This window comes from Pseudomonas boreofloridensis (assembly GCF_030580795.1).
Taxonomy (GTDB): domain Bacteria; phylum Pseudomonadota; class Gammaproteobacteria; order Pseudomonadales; family Pseudomonadaceae; genus Aquipseudomonas; species Aquipseudomonas boreofloridensis.
The window spans coordinates 180,275-205,116 of record NZ_JAUQOQ010000003.1; the positions used below are offsets into that span (position 1 = coordinate 180,275).

Genomic DNA, 24,842 nt, shown 5'->3' on the forward strand with positions numbered 1-24,842 from the left:
AACGAGATTGCCCGCAAGTCAGATTGAACTACTACTCATAAGGCAGGCGGACTGGCGCTCTGTCGTAAGTGGTAGCCCGACTAAGGCGCACCAAGACGCAGCGAGCCAAGTAGAATGCCTGTATCGGATACAGCATCCAGACGTACAGGCCGAATCGATCATTGTAGGCAACGTCGAACGTCAGAATGTGAACGATGCCAAAGTAAGCCGACATCTTGAACAACATCATCATGCGCCGATCGGTAAAACCCACAGCCTTCATGCACAAAAGGAAGAAGATCGAACAGGATGAGAACAGCCAGAAACTCAGCCTGAAGCCTGTTTGGTAATCAATGGCTGAGGTATCACCATAATTGATTGATACGCCCATCGCGGCCAGCTGGTCAAATAGCAATGTTGCCAAGGATTTGAAAATCCCGAACACCGAGCATGCCGACACCAAGATCCAAACCAGCAGCAACAGTGAGACAGGTAATTTGGCAGTTGTCCGCCTGAAAAACACCCACGGCAGAAGGATGACCGTTGATTTGTGAAACACCAAGGACACCAACGCCAGCAGGCGAGGCCGCCATTTCTGCCCACCTAACAGCCTGGAGATAGCCAGCAGCACGAGTGCCATTGCCAGCCCCTGACGAATGACGTTGGCCGTCAGAGAAAGAAAAAACGGGTAGATCAGGATGCAGGCGAACACCATGACTGTCATTGATGAGCGAATGCCGAACACTCGTACAGCGAGACGGTGATAACTCAAACTCAGCAGCAGCGGCACCACAAAGAATAAAACGCGCAGATCCAATCCCATTTCGGACAGGAAGAGCGTGATGACTGCGAAGCCGGGCTCGAAGATTGCGAACGGATGCCCCGTTCCATTGACAACCGTCTCGTAGAAATCCAAGTAGACAGACGTATCACCCTCGATTTCGGCAGGCCGAGTACTAATGAACCACGAGGCCAGCAGCGTAACCAGCAAGATGAGAAACGCTTCGAAAAAGGCGACCAAATGATAATTAGGTATATTTCTCAGGCGAAACTTCACCGCCGCGAAGGTCAATAACAGCGTAAGCACCACAAAGAAAACGTCGTCATACAACGTCAGATAAAGCATAACCGATACCTTTGTGACTTACCGCACTCTATCCCTGGGCCCTACCGTCTTACGAACACGTACCGTTTCCAGAAACTTTGACAGCCTAAAGTACCCGACATGCCTGATAGCGAACATCAGTGATGTCCGGAACACTGACTTGGTCGATCGCGCCATGGCCAACAGGGTAACCAGGAAGTTGGCATAAAGATCAGTTCGCAGCTCATTATGTTTTTCGAAATAATGGGCGATGTCGCCAAAATAAATCGAATACGCTTTTTTTCTACCCGCCACCGTCGACAAGTAGGAACCATTACCAGGATTGCAGCGGTACATGACCAACGGCTTGTTGATGTAAACGCCGCGCCCCCCGCGAATCAACGAGTCCATGGCAAAGAACCACTCCATGAACTCCCGGTCGATGCTCGCCTGACGAGAGGATCGGCGGTAGGCGTAGGAGCTGTGCACACAGGTCGCGCCCCAGCGAGCCAGTTCAGACAATGTAAAGAATGTGTGATAAGGCGCTTGTTCTCCTGGGTACACCGTCATCGACTGGTAGCTCCGATCATCGGAGAAGTAGATGGCTTTGTGGAACACGATGTTGACGTCTGAATGCTCGACAAACAGGTCGTATTGTTCCTGCAACTTTCCAGGCATCATGACATCGTCACCATCGAAATGGAAAACGACATCACCTTTGGCCATGGCATGAACGCCATGATAGTTGAGTGCTGCGCCGACATTTTTTTCGCGCAAAAGCAGTGTGAGTCGTCCAGGGTGGGCATCCGCATAGCGACGAATAACGGCCTGAGTATTATCTGGCGAGCAATCATCGGAAACGATGATTTCGCAAGGAAAGTTAATCTCTTGATTGAGGATGCTATCGAGACATTCTTCGATGTACTCTTCCTGCCTGTAACAAGAAACAACGACAGTTGCTGTCAGCATCGAGCGGTCCTTCTTGAATAAATATAAAAGCCCGTGACAGAGCTCAAAAAGTAAATGACATTCATCACGACATGGGCAATGAACACGCCTTGCAGCCCCCAACCTTGATGCAGCGCGAGCACACTTAAGGAGCAGAACAGCAGACCTTGGCCTATCTCCACCATCACATACAGGCGCGTGGCTGCTTTCGCTACCACGACGAAACCGATCACATAGGTCGAAATACGTAAAAAGTCACCAATCAACTGGTACTGTATATAGCTCGTGAGCCCAGAAAATTCTTGTGAGAGCAAAAGCGGAATGAAAAACCCCCGCATCAAGTAAAGCACCGACGCACCCACGAAAAACAGGCCCATCACCAAAAGCATGAACTTACGTACGGTGTTCGCTACCCGCTGTCGATCTTGCTCAGCAGAGACGATCGGCATGAAGTAAGCCGCCAGGAACACGACAAAGAAGCCCATGTACGCACTGGACAGCTTGATGGAGGCTTGCCATAACCCGGCAGCCTCAAGGCCAACACTGTCAGTCAAGGACTGTCGAACGACGATCTCTACGACCGGCACGCTCAGGGCGCCTACAATCGCCATCAACGTGAAGCTGCACAACTTGCGCATGCGTGGCCATTCGAATGTGCGCCATCGAATGGTAGGGCGAAGTCTTGAGCGAGCGTAAAAGTACAGGGCTGGCAACGTGTAAGAAAGGTAAAACGTCAACATGGCCAGCGCTGCACCCGCTAGCCCATATTGGCGGGTCAGCCACCAAGCGATCGGCAACGTGATCGAGTTACCGATAATCTGAATGGAGGCATACACCTTGGTTTTGTGCAAACCATTAGCTGTGCCATTCACAAGATTGCTGAAGGCAAATCCAAATTGGGCCAACCCCATGACTACGATCAGCCATTGAAATTTCTCATCACCCATTAGGAATCGAGCCAAGGGCGCTTGAAAAACAATTGCGATCAGCACGATTACGCTGCAAAACACCAATGAATAGTATCGTGCATCAGCCAAGAAACGCAGCAACTCTCGCGGACGAGCTTTGTATTCAGCCACGTACTTGATGACCCCGTTCTGGATTCCTCCACCCGCCAAAAGCGACAAGAACAATACGGCACTCATGAAATTGCCCAACTGGCCCATGCCCTCAACACCGAGGTAAACCGCTACCAGCTTGAGCAGCAGGAAACCGACGCCGATCTTGGACAATTGAGCAAGGGTAGTCAGAGCCGCACTCAACAACAACCCGCTGCGCGCGACTCTTCTCATCTTGAGATCACCACTTGACTCACTGGGCATCGATCGCGTCAATGACCGCCTGGATCACTTCATCCACTTCTTCTGTCGTCATGGCCAACCACAAGGGCAGACGGAACAGGCGCTCACTTTCTCGGGTGGTATGCACATCTTCCCCATGCAAACGGCCCAAGCTGCGGCCCGCCGGCGCCGAATGAAGCGGGATATAATGGAATACTGCTCCGACGCCTCGGGCGCGCAGCATTTCAAGTATCTGCGTACGTTGCTCAAGCCCGGAGGCTTTGAGATAGAACATATGCCCATTGGCCACACAGTCACCCGGCAACTGCGGCAACTCAATCAGGCCCCGCTCAGCATAAGGCGTCAGCGCCAAATAGTAGCGGTTCCAGATGGAAAGACGTGCTTGGTTTATTTCATCTGCCTTCTCTAGCTGACCGTAGAGATAAGCGGCCTGCAATTCACTGGGCAGATAACTGCTGCCCACATCGATCCAGGTATATTTATCTACCATGCCGCGGAAAAATTGAGACCGGTTGGTCCCCTTCTCTCGAATAATTTCGGCGCGACTGACGAACTGCGGATCGTTGATCAACAGCAATCCACCTTCACCGCCACTTGTATAGTTCTTGGTTTCGTGGAAGCTGAAAGCACCCATATGGCCAATCGTGCCGAGCGGCCTACCTTTGTATGTCGACATCATGCCTTGGGCGGCATCTTCGACGACGAGTAGCCCATGACGCCCAGCGATTGCCATGATGGTGTCCATTTCACACGCCACGCCAGCGTAGTGAACAGGAACGATTGCGCGTGTGCGTTCAGTGATTGCCGATTCGATCAAGGCTTCGTCAATATTCATCGTATCGGGCCGCACATCGACGAATACGATTGTCGCTCCGCGCAGCACGAAAGCGTTCGCCGTACTGACGAAGGTATAGCTCGGCATGATAACTTCATCGCCAGGCTGGATATCCAACAGGATGGCAGCCATTTCCAAGGCTTGCGTACATGAAGGTGTCAGCAAGGTCTTGTTGCAGGAAAAGCGTTCTTCGAACCATTTTTGGCAGCGGTGCCCATAGGCACCGTCGCCGGAAATCTTGTCACTGCGCATGGCGGCTAGCACATGGACATCTTCGTTACCCGTGTAGGGCGGTTTGTTGAATGGAATCATTTTTCAAACTCTTCGATGAACTGTTTTTCCAGATTGAGCAAATCACGGCTACGCTCTTTCAAACGTACCGCTGGCGCACCGGCGTAAATACCCCACGCCTCGGTGGATCGAGTAACAAGGGCCATTGCTCCGATAGCGCACCCCTCAGCGATATCGACACCCGGCATGATCACCGCGCCCGCGCCGACGATGACTTGCCGGTGAAGATGAACGGCCGCGAACTTCTCGTTCTTGAACTGCTTGGGGATATTCGAATTGACCAGCGTTTGACCGCTGTAATCATCAGACTGCGAAAACACCTTCACGCCATACGCCAAGGTGCAAAAGTCGTCCAGCACAATGCCCGGAACGCCTCCCGCCACCAAGCACATAGGCGTGACATGGATAAAACGGCCAAAACGGATTTTTCCGGAGATGACGCAAAAATCATCAATCCTGAGATCATCGCCCAGCTCCATCTGCTCTGGGTTGTAAATAGCCGCTTTATCGCTGATCCTTACATTCCTGCCCAGCTTCTTGAAACCCATCGCTCGAAGCTGTTCCTCGGTGAGGTAAGCCATTCAATGATATCCCTGTGTACTTGACCTGATACTCGATCTGCTACCGAAAACAGCAATTTTTCTTATCGCAGGCATCTGCCATGGCCTGCCTGGATGACGTAGCCAGCACGCATCTGCCCCAAGACTCTAGCTACCTACCCTCTGAAAGGAGCGCTATCGGATGGAGCAGGCAGTATAACGTCGACGCCCGTGTGGTAAAGCTGGCTGCAGGCGCTCCGTCGTAGAGAGTGGCAAGCCCAATGCAACCCAGCTTCGCACTAGCGATGTCATGCGTCCGTTACAAGAACACCATTTCGACGCCCGAGTTCATCCGGCAATACGGGAGAGGGTGTAGCCGTCACGTGCAGCGTCTGCGCTTGCCGAGGCGGGTTACTCATTGCAGCTCGCATCAATACGGCAACCACACCGATCAGCAAACCAATGATCAGACCAACGCCAACCCAAATACCTTTACGTGGCTTGATCGGTTTGTTGGACGCGACCGCACGCTGGTCAACACTGACAAGACTCAAACCCTGCAGCTTTGTATCAATGGCCTGCAGGCGTGCGCGCTCAACTCTCAACGCCTCGATTCCCTCAAGAAATGCCTGGTCATTTCCACGACTCTTGATCGCTTCCACACTGCGGTTGTTAGAAAGCAGAATGAGCTCTTTGCGTATCTGACCAATTCTTGGTTCGACGAAGTCGTCTGAGGTTCGCTTACGCAGCGCAGCACGCTCAGCTAAAAGCACATCGGTACCCATGAAGTACAAGGGTGCCGGTCGACCGTTCACCTCGGTATTGATGATATTGCCATTCCCTGCCGTCTCTTCTGCCATCCTCGACGGCGTCGAAGGCTTTTTCAGACCCAGGCTGGTGGCAATAGCGATGGCCTCATCCAACTCAGCCAAACGCGCTTCACGCTGCAATTTCAACTGAACACGCAGAGCCTTTAGCTCGTCATTGAGCTGCGCACGCTTCACGGCGTCGTCTTCTTCAAGACGCGCAATTCGCCCCTCGTTACCTGCACGATACTCAGATAATGCGGAGTCAAGCTTCGCATTGACTTCAACCAAGCGGTTGGCCAGGATAATCTGCATATCTCTAGACAACTGTAGGCGTTCGCGCTCTACGGCGTAGTCTACAAAGTCGTTCAGGACAGCGGCACCGTCGACGGTCTTCTCATAACGCATCTTCAACGCGATGAACTCGCTAAGAAGATCCGCTTTCTTGGCATCTGCGACCGCCAGAGTCAGCGCTGAATTGTTGAATTCCTGGAAGGCTTGCTCAGTGCTTTGCCCCTCATCACGATAGGCCGCAATCAGGTCAGGTCTCGAACGGAAAAAAGCCAAGCGAGCATCGTACGAGTCCAGTCGCGCTCCTACTCTTTTCAACGCCTCGCTTGGCGGCAGCGTGTAGATTTTCGAGCGATTCAAGGCGTCCAGCTGATTGAGCTCTACAGGTCGTAATGTCGTCGAGACCTCGTACACAGGGGGAACGATAAAAGCCAACGCCAAGCCGACTAACGCGCAAGCACCAGCGACAGCGATAATAAGCAAACGCCTGCGCCAAAGGGTACGAAAAATAGCAGCAAGGTCTATTTCGCTGGAAGCCGACGCATACGCACCGCGGGAATCGATATTCACTGTGTTCTGCCTGCAAGGTATTAGTGTCATCACCCCGAGGCAGGCCAGGCCGGTAAGCGCTTCGTGCGGCTTTCTCCAGCTATCCGTGCCGTCGGCGAGGGACGCGCATTGTTACACCTTACGCACGCCGCAACAATGACTTCGAGATAGCATCGACTAGCACATTTCAGCCAGCCCGAAATTTGCGCCTCACCCACAGATCACGGCCTACCGCCACGCAAGCACCGAGGCCAACACCCAGCAGAGTCGCGATCAACATGATAATGGCCTTGCGCGGCTTCACAGGTTTATCCGGCGGCGATACCGCACCATCCTGCTGGTACATGGCAACCAGGGAAGGGTCTATCTTCAGCTTGCGTAGAAAACTGAGTTTTTCTTGCCGCTCGCGCAAACCAGGAATATAGGGGTCGTTGGAAGCCCGCGACTCCAGATTGGCAATCTCTGCCTCTAGGGCCTTGCTACCGCGCATGTATACAAGAGCGCCGCCCATCCCAGCCGAGACCTCGTTAGATAGCGTATTGGATATCAACGGCGGTTTTTCCAGACCTATCGAATGCGCGATACGCAATGCCTCCTTGAGCTGGGCGATTTGGTCGGAGCGCTGATTACTCGCACTGGCACGCGAAGCACGAATTTGCTGCTCGAGGTTATCGGCCATGATCGAAATATCGCTGCGCGTTCCGCTGAGCAACTCGTTTTTTGCCCTTTCTGCGGCCATCTCGGCGTAGGTCGACACCCATATAGCAGCCAACCGCGGATCTTCGACACCGGCAGTGATCACGTAGCGATCCGGCATATCGCTGCCCGCTTGCGCGATTACAAGCTTGGTGTTGAACTCGGCATACAATGCATCCCGAGATCCTTCACGCTCGCGCTGGGTCAGGGTCGGCAAATACGTCTTACGGAAGAACTTGTCGCGCACAGCCTCAGACTGCAGGGCGCTCAGATAAATGCTATACACATCCTTCGCACTCAAGGGTCGAAGCCCTGTGCTCTCCCCACGCCCAAAGTTGAGCTGGGCAATTTCGTCCTGTGTTGGGGCACGAATATACAGCTTCGCTTCATAGACTGGAGAGGCAAGCAGCACGTAAGCCAGTGCTAAGACAATGATAGGGACCGCGACAATTGCGACCCAGAGTTTTTGCCGCCACACGCCCTGCGCAAGCTCAACCAGATCAATCTCATCACCACCAGGAAGCTCGCTTTCATTGCGCATCTATTCTTTTTTTCCTTCGTTCATCTGATTTAATCAGCACAGGAGTCATGCTTGGACACCCGTCCAGCCTGAACGCCCTACAATCAAGCGTAGCGGCTGTTTTTCGCTTTGCTACACACTCGAACTCACTTCGCAGCAATCGGCAATAGAGTGAACCAAGCCTAGGAAGTTCCTGATTTTCTTGCAGAACATCACAGAAATTTTGACAGCACTCGCCAGCCTACACCTACATCGCCAGCAAGGCATGGGTTTGACATTGGGCGCACACGCCCGGCAAGGGAAAATGGGAATCGACTAAGACAACAGGGGCAGGGATTGCGCCAGGGCTCCTAGAGAGGATTGTCTGTCGACCCGCCCAAGAGAACATGAGCCTTAGCACAGCGCTTGGAGCGTTGAGCTTAAACGATCAAGATACCGCCAAACTACGAAGAAGCTTCGGGCACGCCAGTAGGATTTTTCCGATCAACCTTGAGTGGGACCTGTCGAGCGGAGTGCCTTGCTTCCCGCTTACGGAGGCGAGTTGAGAAGATCGTCAGAAAAGGCCCTATAGCCATACCCACAACAAGCGCACCAATCACAGGCACGGCAACAGGCATGGAGGGCGCTGCCCAGCCAAATAGCACCAATGAGACCATCTGCTGATTCTCCAGCACGAAGAACAGCACCAATGCGACCAATACAACGACCAGAGATACCAACAAGGCACGCTTGAGACTACGCATTGAAAAGCTTCCTCATCGACTAAGAATGCATCGAATCTTCTTCATTGACCCGATCACGCAGCTCTTTGCCTGGCTTGAAGTGCGGCACGAACTTACCTTCGAGCTCCACCGACTGCCCAGTCTTGGGATTTCGTCCCACGCGTGGCGCACGATAGTGGAGAGAAAAACTCCCGAAGCCACGAATCTCGATGCGATCGCCCGTTGCCAGACATTGTGACATCTGCTCGAGCATGGTCTTGATGGCCAACTCCACGTCCTTGGACGAGAGCAGCCCCTGATGGGTGACTATACGTTCGATCAGCTCGGACTTCGTCATGTTTTTCCCTTCGTTATCAAGCAGCTAGATCGTTGCCTAACCAGTTTGTAGCACGCTCCGAAAGATTTGAACAGCATAGGGTCTTGACTTGACGAAAAAAACAAATCCCTTTCGCAAAAAATGCGTCCGCGCGCAGTCGACGCAAAAAACCGATAGAGGCCGCACAAAGATTTGTAGGATTTGACATAATCGCGAGTAGGACGCATCCGCTTTGCATTGTCGCAAAAGTGGATTGCTACAACATTTCTTGCTTGTGCGTCGAACTCATCAGGATTGTTTTATGCGGATACCCTTCCCTTACCTCACCTTTGCGACCCTATTTCTCACCGCAGGCGCGAGCGCTCAGGTAGCGGCCGCACAAGGCCACTCGTGGCAGAACGAGCCATCGGAATTCCTAGGCGTTCCTTTTTTTGGTGATTTCAAGTCTCAGTTGCCGGAATGCATGGACACCACTGCTCGCCAACCCAATCTGTGCTGGAATCAGACACCCGAGCCAGAACGCTACGAAATTCGCGGACTGCCCTACATTCCAATCAGCTCTGGATACCAACTTTTCGCCGACCTGAAGGATGGCTCGATTGGCCAGCTCACGCTGACCGGTAACGCCAGTAGTTTAGAGCTGGTTTCCGACTTTCTGGCCGATACCCTGGGAAAATCTGGCTCGAGCCTGAGCCGCCGAGTGCAACTTAGCACCGGCGCATCTTATGAGATGAAAACCATCACCTGGCAGGGCAAGCGAATTGCAGTTCACTTCCAGCGCAACGAGAGCGATCTGAGCCGTTATACAGTGGTGTTCACACCTACAGCATCCGACCTCAAGACCCTTGAAACCAGCCCGTCAGTTGACGAGGAATCTGGTACGTAGATCACCCCACACTCTCGATCAGGGTAGTGAGATCCGCACAGCATATTTCGCACAAAAAATTGACAAAAAAAGGGCGACCCGAGGGTCGCCCTTTTTCTTACCGATCAAACAGAACTCAGTTCTGCTTGGCCATTGCTTCGCGCAGCAGCGCAGCCATGGTGGTATCGGCAGCAGCTTCCGGAGCGGTGTTTTTCAGGCTCTGGATAGCTTCGCGCTCTTCAGCATCGTCCTTCGATTTGATGGACAGGCTGATGACGCGGGACTTGCGGTCAACGCTGATGATCTTGGCTTCGATCTCTTCGCCTTCCTTCAGCACGTTACGCGCATCTTCAACGCGGTCACGGCTGATTTCGGAAGCCTTCAGAGTAGCTTCGATGTCATCGGCCAGGGTGACGATGGCGCCTTTGGCGTCAACTTCCTTCACGACGCCCTTGACGATTGCACCCTTGTCGTTGACAGCAACGAAGTTGGAGAACGGATCGTCTTCCAGCTGCTTGATACCCAGGGAGATGCGCTCGCGCTCTGGGTCAACCGACAAGATGACGGTTTCCAGTTCGTCGCCCTTCTTGAAACGACGTACGGCTTCTTCGCCGGTTTCGTTCCAGGAGATGTCGGACAGGTGAACCAGACCGTCGATGCCGCCGTCCAGACCAATGAAGATACCGAAGTCGGTGATCGACTTGATGGTACCGGTGATCTTGTCACCCTTGTTGAACTGGCCGGAGAAGTCTTCCCATGGGTTGGATTTGCACTGCTTGATACCCAGGGATATACGACGACGCTCTTCGTCGATGTCCAGAACCATGACTTCCACTTCGTCGCCAACCTGAACGACTTTCGACGGGTGGATGTTCTTGTTGGTCCAGTCCATTTCGGAAACGTGTACCAGACCTTCAACGCCCTCTTCCAGCTCAGCGAAGCAGCCGTAGTCGGTCAGGTTGGTGACGCGCGCTTGCACGCGAGTACCTTCTGGGTAACGGGCAGTGATAGCGACCCACGGATCTTCGCCCATTTGCTTCAGACCCAGCGAAACGCGGTTACGCTCACGGTCGAACTTCAGAACGCGCACGTCGACTTCGTCGCCAACGTTGACGATTTCCGATGGGTGCTTGATGCGCTTCCACGCCATGTCGGTGATGTGCAGCAGGCCGTCGATGCCACCCAGGTCCACGAATGCGCCGTAGTCGGTGAGGTTCTTGACGATACCTTTGACTTGCTGGCCTTCCTGCAGGGTTTCCAGCAGGGCTTCGCGCTCGGCGGAGTTCTCGGCTTCCAGCACGCTGCGACGCGAAACGACAACGTTGTTGCGCTTCTGGTCCAGCTTGATGACCTTGAATTCCAGCTCTTTGCCTTCCAGGTGGGTGGTGTCGCGCACTGGGCGGACATCAACCAGGGAGCCCGGCAGGAACGCACGGATGCCGTTAACGTCGACAGTGAAGCCGCCTTTAACCTTACCGTTGATAACGCCCTTGACCACTTCTTCGGCGGCGAAAGCTGCTTCCAGAACAATCCAGCACTCAGCGCGCTTGGCTTTTTCACGGGACAGCTTGGTTTCGCCAAAGCCGTCTTCGACCGCGTCCAGCGCAACGTGCACTTCGTCACCGACCTTGATGGTCAGCTCGCCAGCTTCGTTGTAGAACTGCTCGAGCGGGATGACGCCCTCGGATTTCAGACCGGCATGTACGGTAACCCAGTCGCCGTCGATGTCGACAACGATACCGGTGATGATGGCACCCGGCTGAAGATTGAGGGTTTTCAGGCTTTCTTCAAAGAGTTCTGCAAAGCTTTCGCTCATTTTAATTCCTGTAGATTCGGGCGAAACAGACGCCCATCGCCACATTCCAGACAATGTGGGTTTCGTTTAAGTAAAGGAAAGCAGGCAGGACGATGACTGGTGCCCCTGCCTGCTTTCCTGATGATCAGAGCAGATCGCGCAGGGCGATCTCGCTTCTGATCCGTTGCAGCACCTGCTCGATGGACAATTCGGTGGAGTCCAACTGGATGGCATCGGCCGCCGGCTTAAGCGGGGCCACTGCGCGTTGGGTGTCGCGCTCATCGCGCGCACGAATCTCATCTAGCAGACTTGACAGACTAACATCTTCACCCTTGCCCTTCAACTGCAGGTAACGGCGACGCGCTCGTTCCTCGGCACTGGCCGTAAGGAAGACTTTCAGCGGTGCGTCTGGAAATACCACGGTGCCCATGTCGCGACCGTCGGCAATCAACCCCGGCGCTTCGCGGAAGGCACGTTGGCGCTGCAGCAGCGCTTCGCGAACGGCCGGCAGTGAGGCAACCATGGAGGCACCCGCCCCGACCGTCTCGGTACGGATGACATGGCTGACATCCTCGCCTTCGAGAATGATTTGCTGCAGCTTGCCGGGTTCCGCCGCGATGAATTGCACGTCCAGGTGGGCCGCCAAGGCCTTGAGCAGTTCTTCGTTGGTCAGGTCGACGCCATGGTTGGTCGCGTTGAATGCCAGCAACCGATACAGCGCCCCGGAATCGAGCAGTCGCCAGCTCAGCTCACGCGCCAGCAGTCCAGCCACGGTACCCTTGCCGGAGCCGCTGGGTCCATCAATGGTGATGACCCGCGCCAGCGAATTCACGACTGCGCCTCTTGTGCCACGCGGATACCCACTTCGGCACACAGCGCCAGGAAGTTCGGGAACGATGTGGCGACGTTGGCGCAGTCATGAATGCGGATTGGCGCGCTGGCCCGCAGTGAAGCGACGCTGAAGGCCATGGCGATACGGTGATCACCGTGACCATGGACTTCGCCGCCACCGATCGGTCCGCCATCGATGATGATGCCATCCGGCGTGGGCTCGCACTTGACGCCCAGCGCCTGCAAGCCATCGGCCATGACCTGGATACGGTCGGATTCCTTGACCCGCAGTTCTTCGGCGCCGCGCAGCACGGTACGCCCTTCGGCACAGGCCGCGGCGACGAACAGCACCGGGAACTCATCGATGGCCAGCGGCACCAACGCCTCTGGAATGTCGATGCCCTTGAGCTTCGCGCCGCGCACGCGCAGGTCAGCGACCGGCTCGCCACCAACTTCACGCTGGTTTTCCAGAGTGATGTCGCCGCCCATCAGGCGCAGGATATCGATCACGCCGGTTCGGGTCGGGTTGATGCCGACATGCTCCAGCACCAACTCAGAACCTTCGGCAATGGATGCCGCCACCAGGAAGAAGGCCGATGACGAAATATCGCCGGGCACTTCGATGCGAGTGGCTTTCAGCGTGCCGCCTGCTTGCAGCGAAGCTACCGGACCATCGCTGTGCACCGAATAACCGAAGCCCCGCAGCATCCGCTCGGTATGATCACGGGTTGGCGCGGGCTCGGTGACGGTGGTGGTGCCTTCGGCGTACAGGCCAGCCAGCAACAGGCACGACTTCACTTGGGCGCTGGCCATCGGCAACGTGTAGTTCAGCGCCTTCAGTTTCTGGCCGCCGCGAATGGTCAGCGGTGGACGTCCCTCAGGCCCCGTCTCGACCACAGCCCCCATTTCCCGCAGCGGCTTGGCGACGCGGTTCATGGGGCGCTTGGACAGCGAGGCATCGCCGGTCATGGTCACGTCGAATGACTGTCCAGCCAACAGCCCGGAGAGCAGGCGCATCGAGGTGCCCGAGTTGCCCAGGTAGATCGGACCGGGCGGCGGCTTGAGCCCCTGCAGGCCGACACCGTGAATGGTCACGCGGCCGTGGTGCGGACCTTCGATGACCACCCCCATGTCACGGAAGGCCTGGAGGGTTGCCAGAGCGTCCTCGCCCTCGAGGAAACCCTCGACCTCAGTGGTACCCTCGGCCAGGGAGCCCAGCATGATCGAGCGATGGGAGATGGATTTGTCGCCCGGTACGCGAATCCGTCCGGACAGGCGGCCACCAGGTTGGGCCAGGAAAATCAGGTCGTTGGCGTTCATAGCGTCCACATAGGCCCGGCGGGCCAGGATTTTACTGAAATGCTCACGGGCGACTCGAGCACGGGTGAACACACCCAGCAGTTGGTGCCCGTCTCCTGCATCGACCGCGTCGCGCAAGGCGTCGAGGTCGCTGCGAAATGTATCCAGCGTGCGCAGGACAGCCTCGCGGTTGGCGAGGAAGATGTCGTGCCACATGATCGGGTCGCTGCCGGCGATTCTCGTGAAATCGCGGAAGCCCCCGGCAGCGTACCGGAAGATATCGAGGTTTTCATTGCGTTTGGCCAGCGAGTCCACCAGACCGAAAGCCAGCAGGTGCGGCAAGTGACTGGTGGCGGCCAGCACTTCGTCGTGGCGCTCGACCGGCATGTGTTCCACGTCAGCGTCCAGCGCACGCCACAACCGATCGACCAATGCCAAGGCGGCGCCATCGGTTTCGCCAAGGGGCGTGAGGATGACCTTGTGCCGACGGAACAGCATCGCGTTGGATGCCTCCACACCGCTCTGCTCGGAACCCGCGATCGGGTGGCCCGGTACGAACCGAGGAAGACGCTCGCCGAGCACAGCCCGCGCAGCGCGCACCACATTGCCCTTGGCGCTGCCGACATCGGTAATTACAGCCCCCCCAAGCTCCAGCACAGCCAGGCGTGCTAGAAGCTTCTCCATGGCGAGAATCGGGACAGCAAGCTGGATCACATCGGCACCGACGCACGCGGTGGCCAGATCGTCTTCGCATCGATCGACCACGCCGAGCGCCACCGCCTGCCTGCACGATTCGGCATCCAGATCGACGCCGACCACTTCGCGGCACAGGCCGCTTTCACGCAAGCCCTTGGCGAACGAACCACCGATCAGGCCGAGACCGACGACGACCAGACGATCGACGATGGGCGCGGATTTGCTTTCTGCTGCATTTACCACGGGTGCGAACCTTGTTTGGAAATCGGGACGAACTGTGAGGGGGTTGCGGGCCGCTCAACACCCCTACAGCCTCGAGTCAAAGCACCGCCTTCGGATAAGACCCAAGCACCTTGAGGGCTACAGCCTCCTGGCTGATCTGCTCCAGCACGGCCTTGATCAATGGGTCACGATGGTGGCCGACGAAGTCGATGAAGAACACGTAGGTCCACTTGCCACTGCGCGAAGGCCGCGTCTCAATGCGGGTCAGGTCGATCCCGTTATCGTGGAACGGCACCAACAACTCGTGCAGCGCACCGGGTTTGTTGCTCATGGAGACGATGATCGAGGTCTTGTCGTCCCCGGTCGGCGGCACTTCCTGGCTGCCGATCATCAGAAAACGCGTGGAGTTGTCCGGACGGTCTTCGATTTTCTCAGCCAGTCGGGTCAGCCCGTAGAGATTGGCTGCCATGTCACCGGCGATCGCCGCCGAATTCCATTCGCCCTTCACACGCTTGGCCGCCTCAGCATTGCTGGAGACCGCCACGCGCTCGACGTTCGGGTAGTGGGCGTCCAACCATTTGCGGCATTGAGCGAGCGACTGCGCATGGGAGTAGATGCGCGTGATGCTGCCGGTCTTGGTGTTCTCCCCCACCAGCAGGTGATGGTGGATACGCAGCTCCACCTCACCGCAGATCACCATGTCATGCTCGAGGAAACTGTCCAGGGTATGGCTGACCGCACCCTCCGTCGAGTTTTCCACGGGCACCACGCCGAAGTTGACGGCACCGGCCGCCACCTCTCGAAACACCTCGTCGATGGCCGCCATGGGGCGACTCACGACCGCGTGGCCGAAATGCTTCATGGCCGCCGCTTGCGTAAAAGTACCTTCAGGGCCGAGGTAAGCCACTTTCAGCGGCTCTTCCAAGGCCAGGCAGGAGGACATGATTTCGCGGAACAGTCGCGCCATCTCCTCGTTGCCCAGTGGTCCTCTGTTGCGCTCCATCACGCGCTTGAGCACCGCAGCCTCACGCTCGGGACGGTAAAACACCGGCTTCTCGCCTTCGGCGAGCGAGGCGGTCTTGACCTTGGCCACTTCCTGGGCGCAGCGGGCGCGCTCGCTGATCAGCTCGAGGATTTTCTCGTCGAGGCTGTCGATGCGTACGCGCAGCGCCTTGAGTTCCTGCTCGACCATCAGGCGTGCTCCTTCTCGAATTCAGCCATGTACTGCACCAGGGCCTCGACAGCCTCCAGACCCAAGGCGTTGTAGATGGAAGCGCGCATGCCGCCAACCGAACGGTGCCCTTTGAGGTTGAGCAGACCGCGTGCATCGGCGCCGGCCAGGAAGGCTTTGTCCAGACGCTCGTCAGCCAGGCGGAATGGCACGTTCATCCACGAGCGGGCATTGTGGCTGATGGGGTTGGTGTAGAACTCGCTGGCATCGATGAAGCCATACAAACGGTCTTTCTTGGCCCGATTGCGCTGCTCCATGGCTTCGACACCGCCCTGCTCCTTGAGCCACTCGAAGACCAGGCCCGACAGGTACCAGGAATAAGTAGCCGGCGTGTTGTACATCGAACCGTTATCGGCTGAAATCTTGTAGTCGAGCATGGTCGGGCAACTGCTGCGGGCGCGACCCAGCAGGTCCTCTCGCACGATCACCACCACCAGACCACTCGGGCCGATGTTCTTCTGTGCGCCCGCATAGATAAGTCCGAACTGGGACACATCGATAGGCCGGGAGAGAATATCGGAAGACATGTCCACCACCAGCGGTACGTCGCCCGTCTGCGGCACCCAGTCGAACTGCAGTCCGCCGATGGTTTCATTGGATGCGTAGTGGACGTAGGCAGCATTAGCGGTCAATTGCCACTCGTTTTGCCCGGGAATGGCCAGGTAATCGTAAGGCTTGGCGCTGGCGGCCACGTTGATGGTGCCAAAGCGGCGACCTTCCTCGATGGCTTTCTTCGACCAGATACCGGTCTCGATGTAGTCGGCGGTGCCGTTCTCCGGCAGCAGGTTCAACGGGATCTCGGCGAACTGCTGGCTGGCACCGCCCTGCAGGAACAGCACTTTGTAGTTCGAGGGGATGGACAACAGTTCGCGCAGATCCTGCTCGGCCTTTTCGGCGATCGCGACGTATTCGTCGCTGCGATGGCTCATCTCCATCACCGACAAGCCTTTGCCATGCCAATCCAGCATCTCGGCCTGGGCGCGCTGCAGGACAGCGTCGGGAAGCGCGGCAGGGCCTGCGCAGAAGTTGAAGGCTCGTTTGCTCACATCCACTCTCGCTCTGACAAATAGAACAAAATCGTTACTGGCGGGCCGCGCTGTTGCTCGCATGGGCGACGCCGAGGCCGCCTTGCGGTCTTAGCGCGGCGCAAGGCCGCTCCCACAAGAAGCGACCCCTGAATACCGGGCATTGCCAAGGGCAATCAGTCGAACGGGGCGACCTTGGTCGCCCCGTTCGGGTCTTGCGTCTACTTACTCCTGCGGAGCCTCTTCAGCACCCGCAGCATCGTCATCTGCACCTTCGAGCTCGACGCCCTCCTCGCCCAACTCGACGCTGTCGTCGAGCTCGTCTTCGGAAGGCTCCTGGATACGCTCCAGACCTACCAGCGTCTCGTCGCTGGCCAGCTTGATCAGCGTCACACCCTGCGTGTTGCGACTCAGGCTGGAGACCTCGCCGACGCGCGTACGAACCAAGGTACCCTGGTCGGAAATCAGCATGATTTCCTCGCCCTCATGGACCTGGATGGCCCCGATCAGCAGACCGTTGCGCCCCTTGGTCCCCATGGCGATGACGCCCTGACCACCGCGACCGCGACGCGGGAACTTAGACAGCGGCGTGCGCTTGCCATAGCCGCGCTCGGAAGCGGTGAGGATCTGCGCGCCGGACTCGGGGATCAGCATGGAGATCACCTCCTGGCCCTTGCCCAGACGCATACCGCGCACACCGCGAGCGGTACGGCCCATCTGGCGAACCACGCCTTCGGCGAAGCGGATCACCTTGCCGGCACTGGAGAACATCATCACTTCCTTGGCACCATCGGTGATCGCGGCGGCGATCAGGGTGTCGCCTTCCTTGAGCTTGACGGCGATCAGACCGTTGGAGCGAGGACGAGCGAACTGCACCAGCGGGGTCTTCTTCACGGTCCCCAGGGCGGTCGCCATGAAGATGTAGGCGCCGGTCGGCTCGGCGACCAGCTCTGGCGTGTCACCCTCTTCCTCGTCGACTTCTTCGGGCTCGACCACCTCGCCCTCGAGCACGGCGTCATCGGCCTCATCGAGCTCTTCGTCGAGCTCATCGCTTTGCTGCAATGCTTCGAGGTCGATCTGCAGCATGGCGGTGATACGCTCGCCCTCTTCCAGGGGCAGCAGGTTGACCATCGGACGGCCGCGCGCCGCGCGGGACGCTTCAGGAATATCGTAGGTCTTGAGCCAATACACCTTGCCCTTGCTGGAGAACAGCAGGAGGGTGGCGTGACTGTTGGCAACCAGCAGATGCTCGATGTAGTCCTCGTCCTTCACGCCGGTCGCTGACTTGCCCTTGCCACCACGGCGCTGCGCCTGGTAGGCAGACAGCGGCTGGGTCTTGGCATAGCCGCCGTGGGAAATGGTCACCACACGCTCTTCTTCGGGGATCATGTCGCCGTAGTTGAGGTCGTGGCGGGCATCGAGGATCTCGGTGCGACGCACATCGCCATACTCGGCGCGAATCGCCTCCAGCTCTTCGCGGATCACTTCCATCAAGCGCTGGGCGCTATTGAGGATGCGGATCAACTCGCCGATCTGCTCGAGGATCTCCTGGTACTCGGCCAGCAGCTTCTCGTGCTCCAGGCCGGTCAGGCGGTGCAGGCGCAGCTCGAGGATGGCCTGGGCCTGCTCGGGCGACAGCCAGTATTTGCCATCACGCAGACCATATTGCTCCGGAAGGTCCTCTGGACGGCAGGAGTCGGCGCCAGCACGCTCGACCATGACCTGCACGGCGCTGGACTCCCAGGGCGTACTGATCAGCGCTTCCTTGGCCTCCGACGGCGTTGGCGAGGCCTTGATCAGCGCGATGACCGGGTCGATGTTGGACAGCGCGACCGCCTGACCTTCGAGGATGTGCCCACGCTCGCGTGCCTTGCGCAACTCGAACACGGTGCGCCGGGTCACCACTTCACGGCGGTGACGCACGAAGGCTTCGAGCAGGTCCTTGAGATTGAGCAGGCGCGGACGGCCGTCGATCAGGGCGACGATGTTGATGCCGAATACGCTCTGCAGCTGGGTCTGCTGATAGAGGTTGTTGAGCACCACCTCCGGCACCTCGCCGCGACGCAGTTCGATGACGACGCGCATGCCGTCCTTGTCGGACTCGTCACGCAGCTCGGTGATGCCTTCGAGCTTCTTCTCCTTGACCAGCTCGGCAATCTTCTCGATCAGACGCGCCTTGTTCAGCTGGTACGGCAGCTCGGTGATGACGATCTGCTGGCGGCCACCGACCTTGTCGATGTCTTCGATCTGCGAGCGGGCGCGCATGTAGATGCGGCCACGACCGGTGCGATAGGCCTCGATGATGCCCTGGCGACCGTTGATCAGGCCAGCGGTCGGGAAGTCCGGGCCCGGGATGAACTGCATGAGTTCGTCGACCGTGACCTCGGGATTGTCGATCAGCGCCAGGCAGCCATCGATCACCTCACCCAGGTTGTGAGGCGGGATGTTGGTCGCCATGCCCACGGCGATGCCGCTGGAACCGTTGACCAGCAGGTTGGGGATCTTGGTCGGCATGACCGCCGGGATCTGCTCGGTGCCGTCGTAGTTGGGGACCCAGTCGACGGTTTCCTTGTGCAGGTCGGCCAGCAGCTCGTGGGCCAACTTGGTCATGCGCACTTCGGTGTAACGCATGGCGGCGGCGTTGTCGCCGTCCACCGAGCCGAAGTTGCCTTGACCGTCGACCAGCAGGTAGCGCAGCGAGAACGGCTGCGCCATGCGTACGATGGTGTCGTACACGGCGGTGTCGCCGTGCGGGTGGTACTTACCGATGACGTCACCGACCACACGGGCGGACTTCTTGTACGGCTTGTTCCAGTCGTTGCCCAGTTCGCTCATTGCGAACAGGACGCGGCGATGCACGGGCTTCAAGCCATCACGCGCATCGGGCAGCGCTCGCCCGACAATCACGCTCATCGCGTAGTCGAGGTAGGACTGTCTCAGTTCGTCTTCGATATTGACCGGGAGGATTTCTTTGGCCAGTTCGCCCATGAGAAGCCTGATTCCTTTTTCTGGTGAAACTTCGTGATGTCCATCGGTGGACGAACGAAGCTCGCCGCCACCGCGTTCGACGCAGGGGCGACATACGACAAATCAATGAGTTGAGCCCAGGATCTGCGCAATGAAGGGCACCGCAAACAGCACCCTTGGAAACTGCCGGATGGTATCACAAACGGCTGCGCGGTGGGAGAGAGGGCAGGATGCCACTGGGGCGTAATTCTGTGCCGATCTGCCAGGCGTTCCAGCACTCAATGCAGGCGTTTGCGACACATCAGTTGGGCGATCTTGGCCGTGTCGGGACGCTCGACAATACCCTTTTCGGTCACGATCACGTCGATCAGGTCCGCGGGCGTCACATCGAAGACGGTATTGAACACTTCGACCTCGGCCGCCACTCGCTTGCCGGCCACTTCAAGCAGCTCATCCGCCTCGCGCTCTTCCAGAGGAATGTCTTCGCCACTGGGCAAATTCAGGTCGATGCTGGTGCTCGATGCCACGACCATGAAGCGCACGCCGTGATGCATGGCCGCGACCGCCATCTGATAGGTACCGATCTTGCTCGCCACATCGCCATTGGCGGCGATGCAATCGGCGCCGACCACCACCCAGGTGATGCCTTTGGTCTTCATCAGATGTGCCAGCGCCGAGTCGGCACATACGGTGACCGGGATGCCCTCATGCGCCAACTCCCAGGCCGTGAGCCGCGAGCCTTGCAGCCACGGCCGGGTTTCGCCGGCATACACCCGCTCGACCATGCCTTCCAGGTAGGCGGCATGGATCACCCCCAGGGCCGTACCGAAGCCACCACTGGCCAGGGCGCCGGCATTGCCGTAGGTGAGCAAGGTCTGCTCGCTACCCTGATGGCGGCGGATCTGCTCGATGCCGTGCTGGGCCATGGTCAGGTTGGCTTCACGATCGCTTTCGTGGATGGCCACCGCCTCGGCCTCCATCAGCCCTAACAGATCATCTTCGGGACTCAGGCGCTGCAGGCGCTCACGCATGCGGTTCAGCGCCCAGAAAAGATTGGCAGCGGTAGGACGCGCTTCAGCCAGCTCGAGAAAATCCTCCTCCAGCGCCTGCTCCCAATCGTCCTCGCCCAAGCGCTCGCGCAGGGCAAGAACTAGCCCATAGGCTGCAGCGATACCAATGGCCGCCGCCCCACGCACGGCCATGGCGCGAATCGCCTGCACGACGGAGGCGACGTCGGCACACTCCAGCCATTGCTCGCGGGCAGGCAGCAGACGCTGGTCGAGCAGGTGCAAGGTGCCATCACGCCACTGGATGCCGGTCACCTTCTCTGCCGCCATAAGTCGCTCGCGCATCGCCTCTCCCCGCCGTTGACTGATCAAAAGCGGACGATTATAGCGAGCCCAGGCCGCGAGCGCTCGGGTATACTGCGCGTTAAATCGTCAGAAACCCCGGACCCTGCGCATGCCGCCAGCCTCTTTGCCCGTTGACCTGCTGCTCGTTCCCACCTGGCTGGTGCCTGTGGAACCGGCCGGGGTGGTGCTGGAGGGGCACGCGCTTGGCATTCGCGATGGTCTGATCGCCTGGTTGGGGCCGCGCGAGCGGGCACCGCAGGCACGGGAGGTGCTCGAACTGCCCGACTGCGTGCTGACCCCTGGGTGGATCAATGCCCACGGCCATGCTGCCATGAGCCTGTTTCGCGGCCTGGCCGACGACCTGCCGCTGATGACCTGGCTGCACGCGCATATCTGGCCCGCTGAAGCGCGCTGGGTCGATGAGGCTTTCGTGCGAGACGGCACCGACCTGGCCATTGCCGAACAGCTCAAGGGCGGCATCACCTGCTTCGCCGACATGTATTTTTTCCCGCGCGAAGCCTGTGACCGCGTGCATCGCAGTGGTATGCGCGCGCAAGTGGCCGTGCCCTTGATGGACTTCGCCGTTCCCGGCGCGCGCAGCCCCGACGAAGCCCTGCATCAGGCCATCGCGCTGTTCGGCGACGTGCGCCATCACCCGCGCATCACCCTCGCCCTCGGCCCTCACGCGCCTTATACGCTCAACGACGAAAACCTGGAAAACATTCGCGTCATCGCTGACCAACTGGATGCGCCGTTGCACATGCACATCCACGAAACAGCCGATGAAGTGCAACGTGGCGAAGCCGAACACGGCGAGCGCCCGCTGACGCGCCTGGCCCGTCTGGGCCTGCTTGGCCCGCGCCTGCAGGCCGTGCACATGACCCAGGTCAGCGAAGACGACCTGGCCCTGCTGGTAGAAAGCAACACCAGCGTGGTGCATTGCCCACACTCCAATCTCAAACTGGCCAGCGGTTTCTGTCCGGTCGAGCGCCTGTGGCAGGCCGGCGTCAACGTCGCCCTGGGTACCGATGGCGCCGCCAGCAACAATGCCCTCGACCTGCTTGGCGAAGCCCGCACCGCAGCCCTGCTGGCCAAAGCCATTGCCGGTTCGGCCACTGCCCTGGATGCCCACCGCGCCTTGCGCATGGCCACGCTCAACGGCGCCCGGGCGCTGGGGCTGGAGGCCTGCATCGGCTCGCTGGAAGTCGGCAAGGCAGCGGACATCACTGTGTTCGACCTCTCGGGCCTGGCTCAGCAACCGGTGCATGATCCTGTTTCACAGTTGATCTACGCCACGGGCCGCGACTGCGTGCGCGATGTCTGGGTGGCGGGCCAGCGCCTGGTCGAGAACCACCGACTGACTCAAATGGACGAGGCCGCGCTGATCGCCAGCGCCCGCGAGTGGGGCGCGCGTATTCGCGACGGCCAAGCATGACTGGCGGGCAGCCAAGGCTGCTCGCCTGAGACACCTTTTATCGAAGCTTTCAGAGGATCTGTTCAATGAGCAACGTCGACCGCGCCGAAATCGCCAAGTTCGAGGCCCTGGCCCACCGCTGGTGGGACCGCGAGAGCGAGTTCAAGCCCCTGCACGAAATCAACCCGCTGCGGGTCAACTGGATCGACGAGCGCGCCAGCCTCGCCGGAAAAACCGTACTGGATGTCGGCTGCGGCGGCGGCATTCTCAGCGAAGCCATGGCCCAGCGCGGCGCGACGGTCACCGGGATCGACATGGGCGAAGCACCGCTGGCGGTGGCGCGCCTGCACCAGCTCGAGTCCGGCGTCGAAGTGGACTACCGGCAGATCACCGCCGAAGCGCTGGCCGAAGAGATGCCCGGTCGGTTCGATGTGGTCACCTGCCTTGAAATGCTCGAGCACGTGCCAGACCCTTCGTCGGTGATCCGTGCCTGCCAGCGTTTGGTCAAACCCGGCGGCCAGGTGTTCTTTTCGACCATCAACCGCAACCCGAAGGCCTATCTGCTAGCGATCGTCGGCGCCGAGTACATCCTCAAGATGCTGCCGCGCGGCACCCATGACTTCAAGAAGTTCATCCGCCCTTCCGAGCTCGGCGCCTGGTGCCGTGTGGTCGGGCTGGAGGTCAAGGACATCATCGGCCTGACCTATAACCCGCTGACCAAACACTACAAACTGGCCAGCGACGTCGACGTCAACTACATGATCCAGACCCTGCGCGAGGAATGAACATGCGCCTGCGAGCAGTTCTCTTCGACATGGACGGCACCTTGCTGGACACTGCACCGGACTTCATCGCCATCTGCCAGACCATGCTCGCCGAGCGCGACCTGCCGGCGGTGGACGACGAACTGATCCGAGGCGTGATCTCCGGCGGCGCCCGGGCCATGGTCGCCGCCACCTTTGCCATGGACCCCGAAGCAGAAGGTTTCGAGGCCCTGCGCCTGGAGTTTCTCGAGCGCTATCAGCGTGATTGCGCGGTACACAGCAAGCTGTTCGACGGCATGGACACGCTGCTGGGCGACATCGAGAAAGGCAACTTGCTGTGGGGCGTGGTCACCAACAAACCGGTGCGCTTCGCCGAGCCGATCATGCAGCAACTCGGCTTGGCCGAACGTTCGGCCCTGTTGATCTGCCCCGACCATGTCACCCGCAGCAAGCCTGACCCAGAGCCGCTGATCCTGGCGTGCAAGACCCTTGGCCTGGACCCGGCCAGCGTGCTGTTCGTCGGTGACGATTTGCGCGACATCGAATCTGGCCGCGATGCAGGCACACGGACCGCCGCCGTGCGCTATGGCTATATCCACCCCGAGGACAACCCCAACAACTGGGGCGCGGACGTGGTCGTGGACCATCCGCTGGACCTGCGCAAGGTGATCGACAGCGCCCTGTGCGGTTGCTGAGAAGACGGACAACGCCCCTACTACCGGGGCACAGACAGGGATCACATCATGTTCGACTACACCCCACGTGCCGACCTGCTCAAAGGCCGTGTCATTCTGGTCACCGGTGCCGGTCGCGGCATCGGCGCCGCAGCGGCCAAGGCCTATGCCGCGCTGGGTGCCACGGTACTGTTGCTGGGCAAGACCGAGGCCAACCTCAACGAGGTCTACGACCAGATCGAGGCTGCCGGCCATCCGCAACCGGTGGTCATTCCGTTCAACCTGGAAACCGCCCTGCCGCACCAATACGACGAGCTGGCCGTGATGGTGGAAGAGCAGTTCGGGCGCCTTGACGGGCTGCTCAACAACGCCTCGATCATCGGGCCGCGCACCCCGCTGGAGCAATTGTCCGGCGACAACTTCATGCGCGTCATGCACATCAACGTCAATGCTACGTTCATGCTCACCAGCACCTTGCTGCCGCTGCTCAAGCTCTCCGAGGACGCATCGGTGGTGTTCACGTCCTCGAGCGTGGGTCGCAAGGGCCGGGCCTATTGGGGCGCCTATGGCGTGTCGAAGTTCGCCACCGAAGGATTGATGCAGACGCTGGCCGATGAACTGGAAGGCGTGGCGCCGGTGCGCGCCAATAGCATCAACCCCGGCGCCACGCGCACGGCGATGCGTGCGCTGGCTTATCCGAGCGAGAATCCGCAGGACAACCCGTTGCCCGAGCAGATCATGCCGGTCTATCTGTACCTCATGGGGCCGGACAGCACGGGCGTCAACGGGCAGGCCTTCAACGCCCAGTGAGCCCAGGATGGGGCGCCGTG

The 24,842-nt window shown here is 58.7% G+C and carries 21 protein-coding genes; 5 read left to right on the forward strand and 16 right to left on the reverse strand.

Features of this window, described 5'->3' with window-relative positions:
- Positions 1 to 31 precede the first annotated feature (31 nt).
- From Q6A47_RS05040 to ihfB, 9 genes are all read right to left on the reverse strand, one after another.
- Positions 32 to 1,105, reverse strand: a complete 1,074-nt coding sequence (locus Q6A47_RS05040) for an EpsG family protein (RefSeq protein WP_039579258.1) — start codon at positions 1,103 to 1,105, stop codon at positions 32 to 34.
- Between the two features lie 18 nt (positions 1,106 to 1,123).
- Positions 1,124 to 2,032: a glycosyltransferase gene (locus tag Q6A47_RS05045; RefSeq protein WP_029613723.1), complete on the reverse strand. Its 909-nt coding sequence runs from the start codon at positions 2,030 to 2,032 to the stop codon at positions 1,124 to 1,126.
- Positions 2,026 to 3,303: an O-antigen translocase gene (locus Q6A47_RS05050; protein ID WP_080754810.1), complete on the reverse strand. Its 1,278-nt coding sequence runs from the start codon at positions 3,301 to 3,303 to the stop codon at positions 2,026 to 2,028. Before Q6A47_RS05050 ends, Q6A47_RS05045 begins: the two co-directional genes overlap by 7 nt.
- A 19-nt stretch (positions 3,304 to 3,322) precedes the next feature.
- Positions 3,323 to 4,459: a dTDP-4-amino-4,6-dideoxygalactose transaminase gene (gene rffA, locus Q6A47_RS05055; protein ID WP_029613721.1), complete on the reverse strand. Its 1,137-nt coding sequence runs from the start codon at positions 4,457 to 4,459 to the stop codon at positions 3,323 to 3,325.
- Entirely contained in the window at positions 4,456 to 5,019 is a 564-nt protein-coding gene (locus Q6A47_RS05060) for an acyltransferase (RefSeq protein ID WP_029613720.1), read from the reverse strand. Before Q6A47_RS05060 ends, rffA begins: the two co-directional genes overlap by 4 nt.
- 266 nt (positions 5,020 to 5,285) lie before the next feature.
- Entirely contained in the window at positions 5,286 to 6,644 is a 1,359-nt protein-coding gene (locus Q6A47_RS05065) for a Wzz/FepE/Etk N-terminal domain-containing protein (protein ID WP_304483338.1), read from the reverse strand.
- A 166-nt stretch (positions 6,645 to 6,810) separates the two neighbouring features.
- Positions 6,811 to 7,860, reverse strand: a complete 1,050-nt coding sequence (locus Q6A47_RS05070) for an LPS O-antigen chain length determinant protein WzzB (protein WP_039579265.1) — start codon at positions 7,858 to 7,860, stop codon at positions 6,811 to 6,813.
- 422 nt (positions 7,861 to 8,282) lie between these two features.
- Positions 8,283 to 8,582, reverse strand: a complete 300-nt coding sequence (locus Q6A47_RS05075) for a LapA family protein (RefSeq protein WP_029613718.1) — start codon at positions 8,580 to 8,582, stop codon at positions 8,283 to 8,285.
- Positions 8,583 to 8,601: 19 nt separating this feature from the next.
- Positions 8,602 to 8,898 (reverse strand): integration host factor subunit beta, encoded by a 297-nt coding sequence (gene ihfB, locus Q6A47_RS05080; RefSeq protein ID WP_029613717.1) that lies wholly within the window; start codon positions 8,896 to 8,898, stop codon positions 8,602 to 8,604.
- A 280-nt stretch (positions 8,899 to 9,178) separates the two neighbouring features.
- Here ihfB and Q6A47_RS05085 point away from each other — a divergent pair, with 280 nt between their 5' ends.
- Positions 9,179 to 9,763 (forward strand): hypothetical protein, encoded by a 585-nt coding sequence (locus Q6A47_RS05085; RefSeq protein WP_029613716.1) that lies wholly within the window; start codon positions 9,179 to 9,181, stop codon positions 9,761 to 9,763.
- 115 nt (positions 9,764 to 9,878) lie between these two features.
- On the opposite strand, the gene rpsA is transcribed toward Q6A47_RS05085, so the two are convergent.
- The 7 genes from rpsA to mtnA all read right to left on the reverse strand — a co-directional run bounded on the left by rpsA (position 9,879) and on the right by mtnA (position 21,160).
- A complete protein-coding gene (rpsA, locus tag Q6A47_RS05090; RefSeq protein ID WP_029613715.1) occupies positions 9,879 to 11,558 on the reverse strand; it encodes a 30S ribosomal protein S1 in 1,680 nt (559 codons plus the stop codon).
- Positions 11,559 to 11,682: 124 nt separating this feature from the next.
- Positions 11,683 to 12,369 carry a (d)CMP kinase gene (gene cmk, locus Q6A47_RS05095; RefSeq protein WP_304483340.1) on the reverse strand — a complete coding sequence of 229 codons (687 nt, stop codon included), beginning with the start codon at positions 12,367 to 12,369 and terminating at the stop codon, positions 11,683 to 11,685.
- A complete protein-coding gene (locus Q6A47_RS05100; RefSeq protein WP_304483516.1) occupies positions 12,366 to 14,573 on the reverse strand; it encodes a bifunctional prephenate dehydrogenase/3-phosphoshikimate 1-carboxyvinyltransferase in 2,208 nt (735 codons plus the stop codon). The genes cmk and Q6A47_RS05100 overlap by 4 nt, the downstream gene beginning before the upstream one ends.
- 109 nt (positions 14,574 to 14,682) lie before the next feature.
- Positions 14,683 to 15,777 carry a prephenate dehydratase gene (gene pheA, locus Q6A47_RS05105; RefSeq protein ID WP_029613713.1) on the reverse strand — a complete coding sequence of 365 codons (1,095 nt, stop codon included), beginning with the start codon at positions 15,775 to 15,777 and terminating at the stop codon, positions 14,683 to 14,685.
- A complete protein-coding gene (gene serC, locus Q6A47_RS05110; protein WP_039579268.1) occupies positions 15,777 to 16,862 on the reverse strand; it encodes a 3-phosphoserine/phosphohydroxythreonine transaminase in 1,086 nt (361 codons plus the stop codon). Before serC ends, pheA begins: the two co-directional genes overlap by 1 nt.
- A 204-nt stretch (positions 16,863 to 17,066) precedes the next feature.
- Complete coding sequence (gene gyrA / locus Q6A47_RS05115; protein WP_039579271.1) at positions 17,067 to 19,829, reverse strand: DNA gyrase subunit A; 2,763 nt, start codon at positions 19,827 to 19,829, stop codon at positions 17,067 to 17,069.
- A 257-nt stretch (positions 19,830 to 20,086) separates the two neighbouring features.
- Positions 20,087 to 21,160 (reverse strand): S-methyl-5-thioribose-1-phosphate isomerase, encoded by a 1,074-nt coding sequence (gene mtnA, locus Q6A47_RS05120; RefSeq protein ID WP_304483345.1) that lies wholly within the window; start codon positions 21,158 to 21,160, stop codon positions 20,087 to 20,089.
- A gap of 109 nt (positions 21,161 to 21,269) precedes the next feature.
- On the opposite strand from mtnA, the gene Q6A47_RS05125 reads away from it, so the two are divergent.
- From Q6A47_RS05125 to Q6A47_RS05140, 4 genes are all read left to right on the forward strand, one after another.
- The gene (locus Q6A47_RS05125; RefSeq protein WP_304483347.1) at positions 21,270 to 22,595 is read left to right on the forward strand and encodes a TRZ/ATZ family hydrolase; all 1,326 of its coding nucleotides are present in this window, start codon (positions 21,270 to 21,272) and stop codon (positions 22,593 to 22,595) included.
- 65 nt (positions 22,596 to 22,660) lie between these two features.
- Positions 22,661 to 23,359, forward strand: a complete 699-nt coding sequence (gene ubiG / locus Q6A47_RS05130) for a bifunctional 2-polyprenyl-6-hydroxyphenol methylase/3-demethylubiquinol 3-O-methyltransferase UbiG (RefSeq protein ID WP_304483350.1) — start codon at positions 22,661 to 22,663, stop codon at positions 23,357 to 23,359.
- Between the two features lie 2 nt (positions 23,360 to 23,361).
- The gene (mupP, locus tag Q6A47_RS05135) at positions 23,362 to 24,033 is read left to right on the forward strand and encodes an N-acetylmuramic acid 6-phosphate phosphatase MupP (RefSeq protein WP_295481143.1); all 672 of its coding nucleotides are present in this window, start codon (positions 23,362 to 23,364) and stop codon (positions 24,031 to 24,033) included.
- Positions 24,034 to 24,081: 48 nt separating this feature from the next.
- Positions 24,082 to 24,822: a YciK family oxidoreductase gene (locus tag Q6A47_RS05140; protein ID WP_116888721.1), complete on the forward strand. Its 741-nt coding sequence runs from the start codon at positions 24,082 to 24,084 to the stop codon at positions 24,820 to 24,822.
- Positions 24,823 to 24,842: the final 20 nt, after the last annotated feature.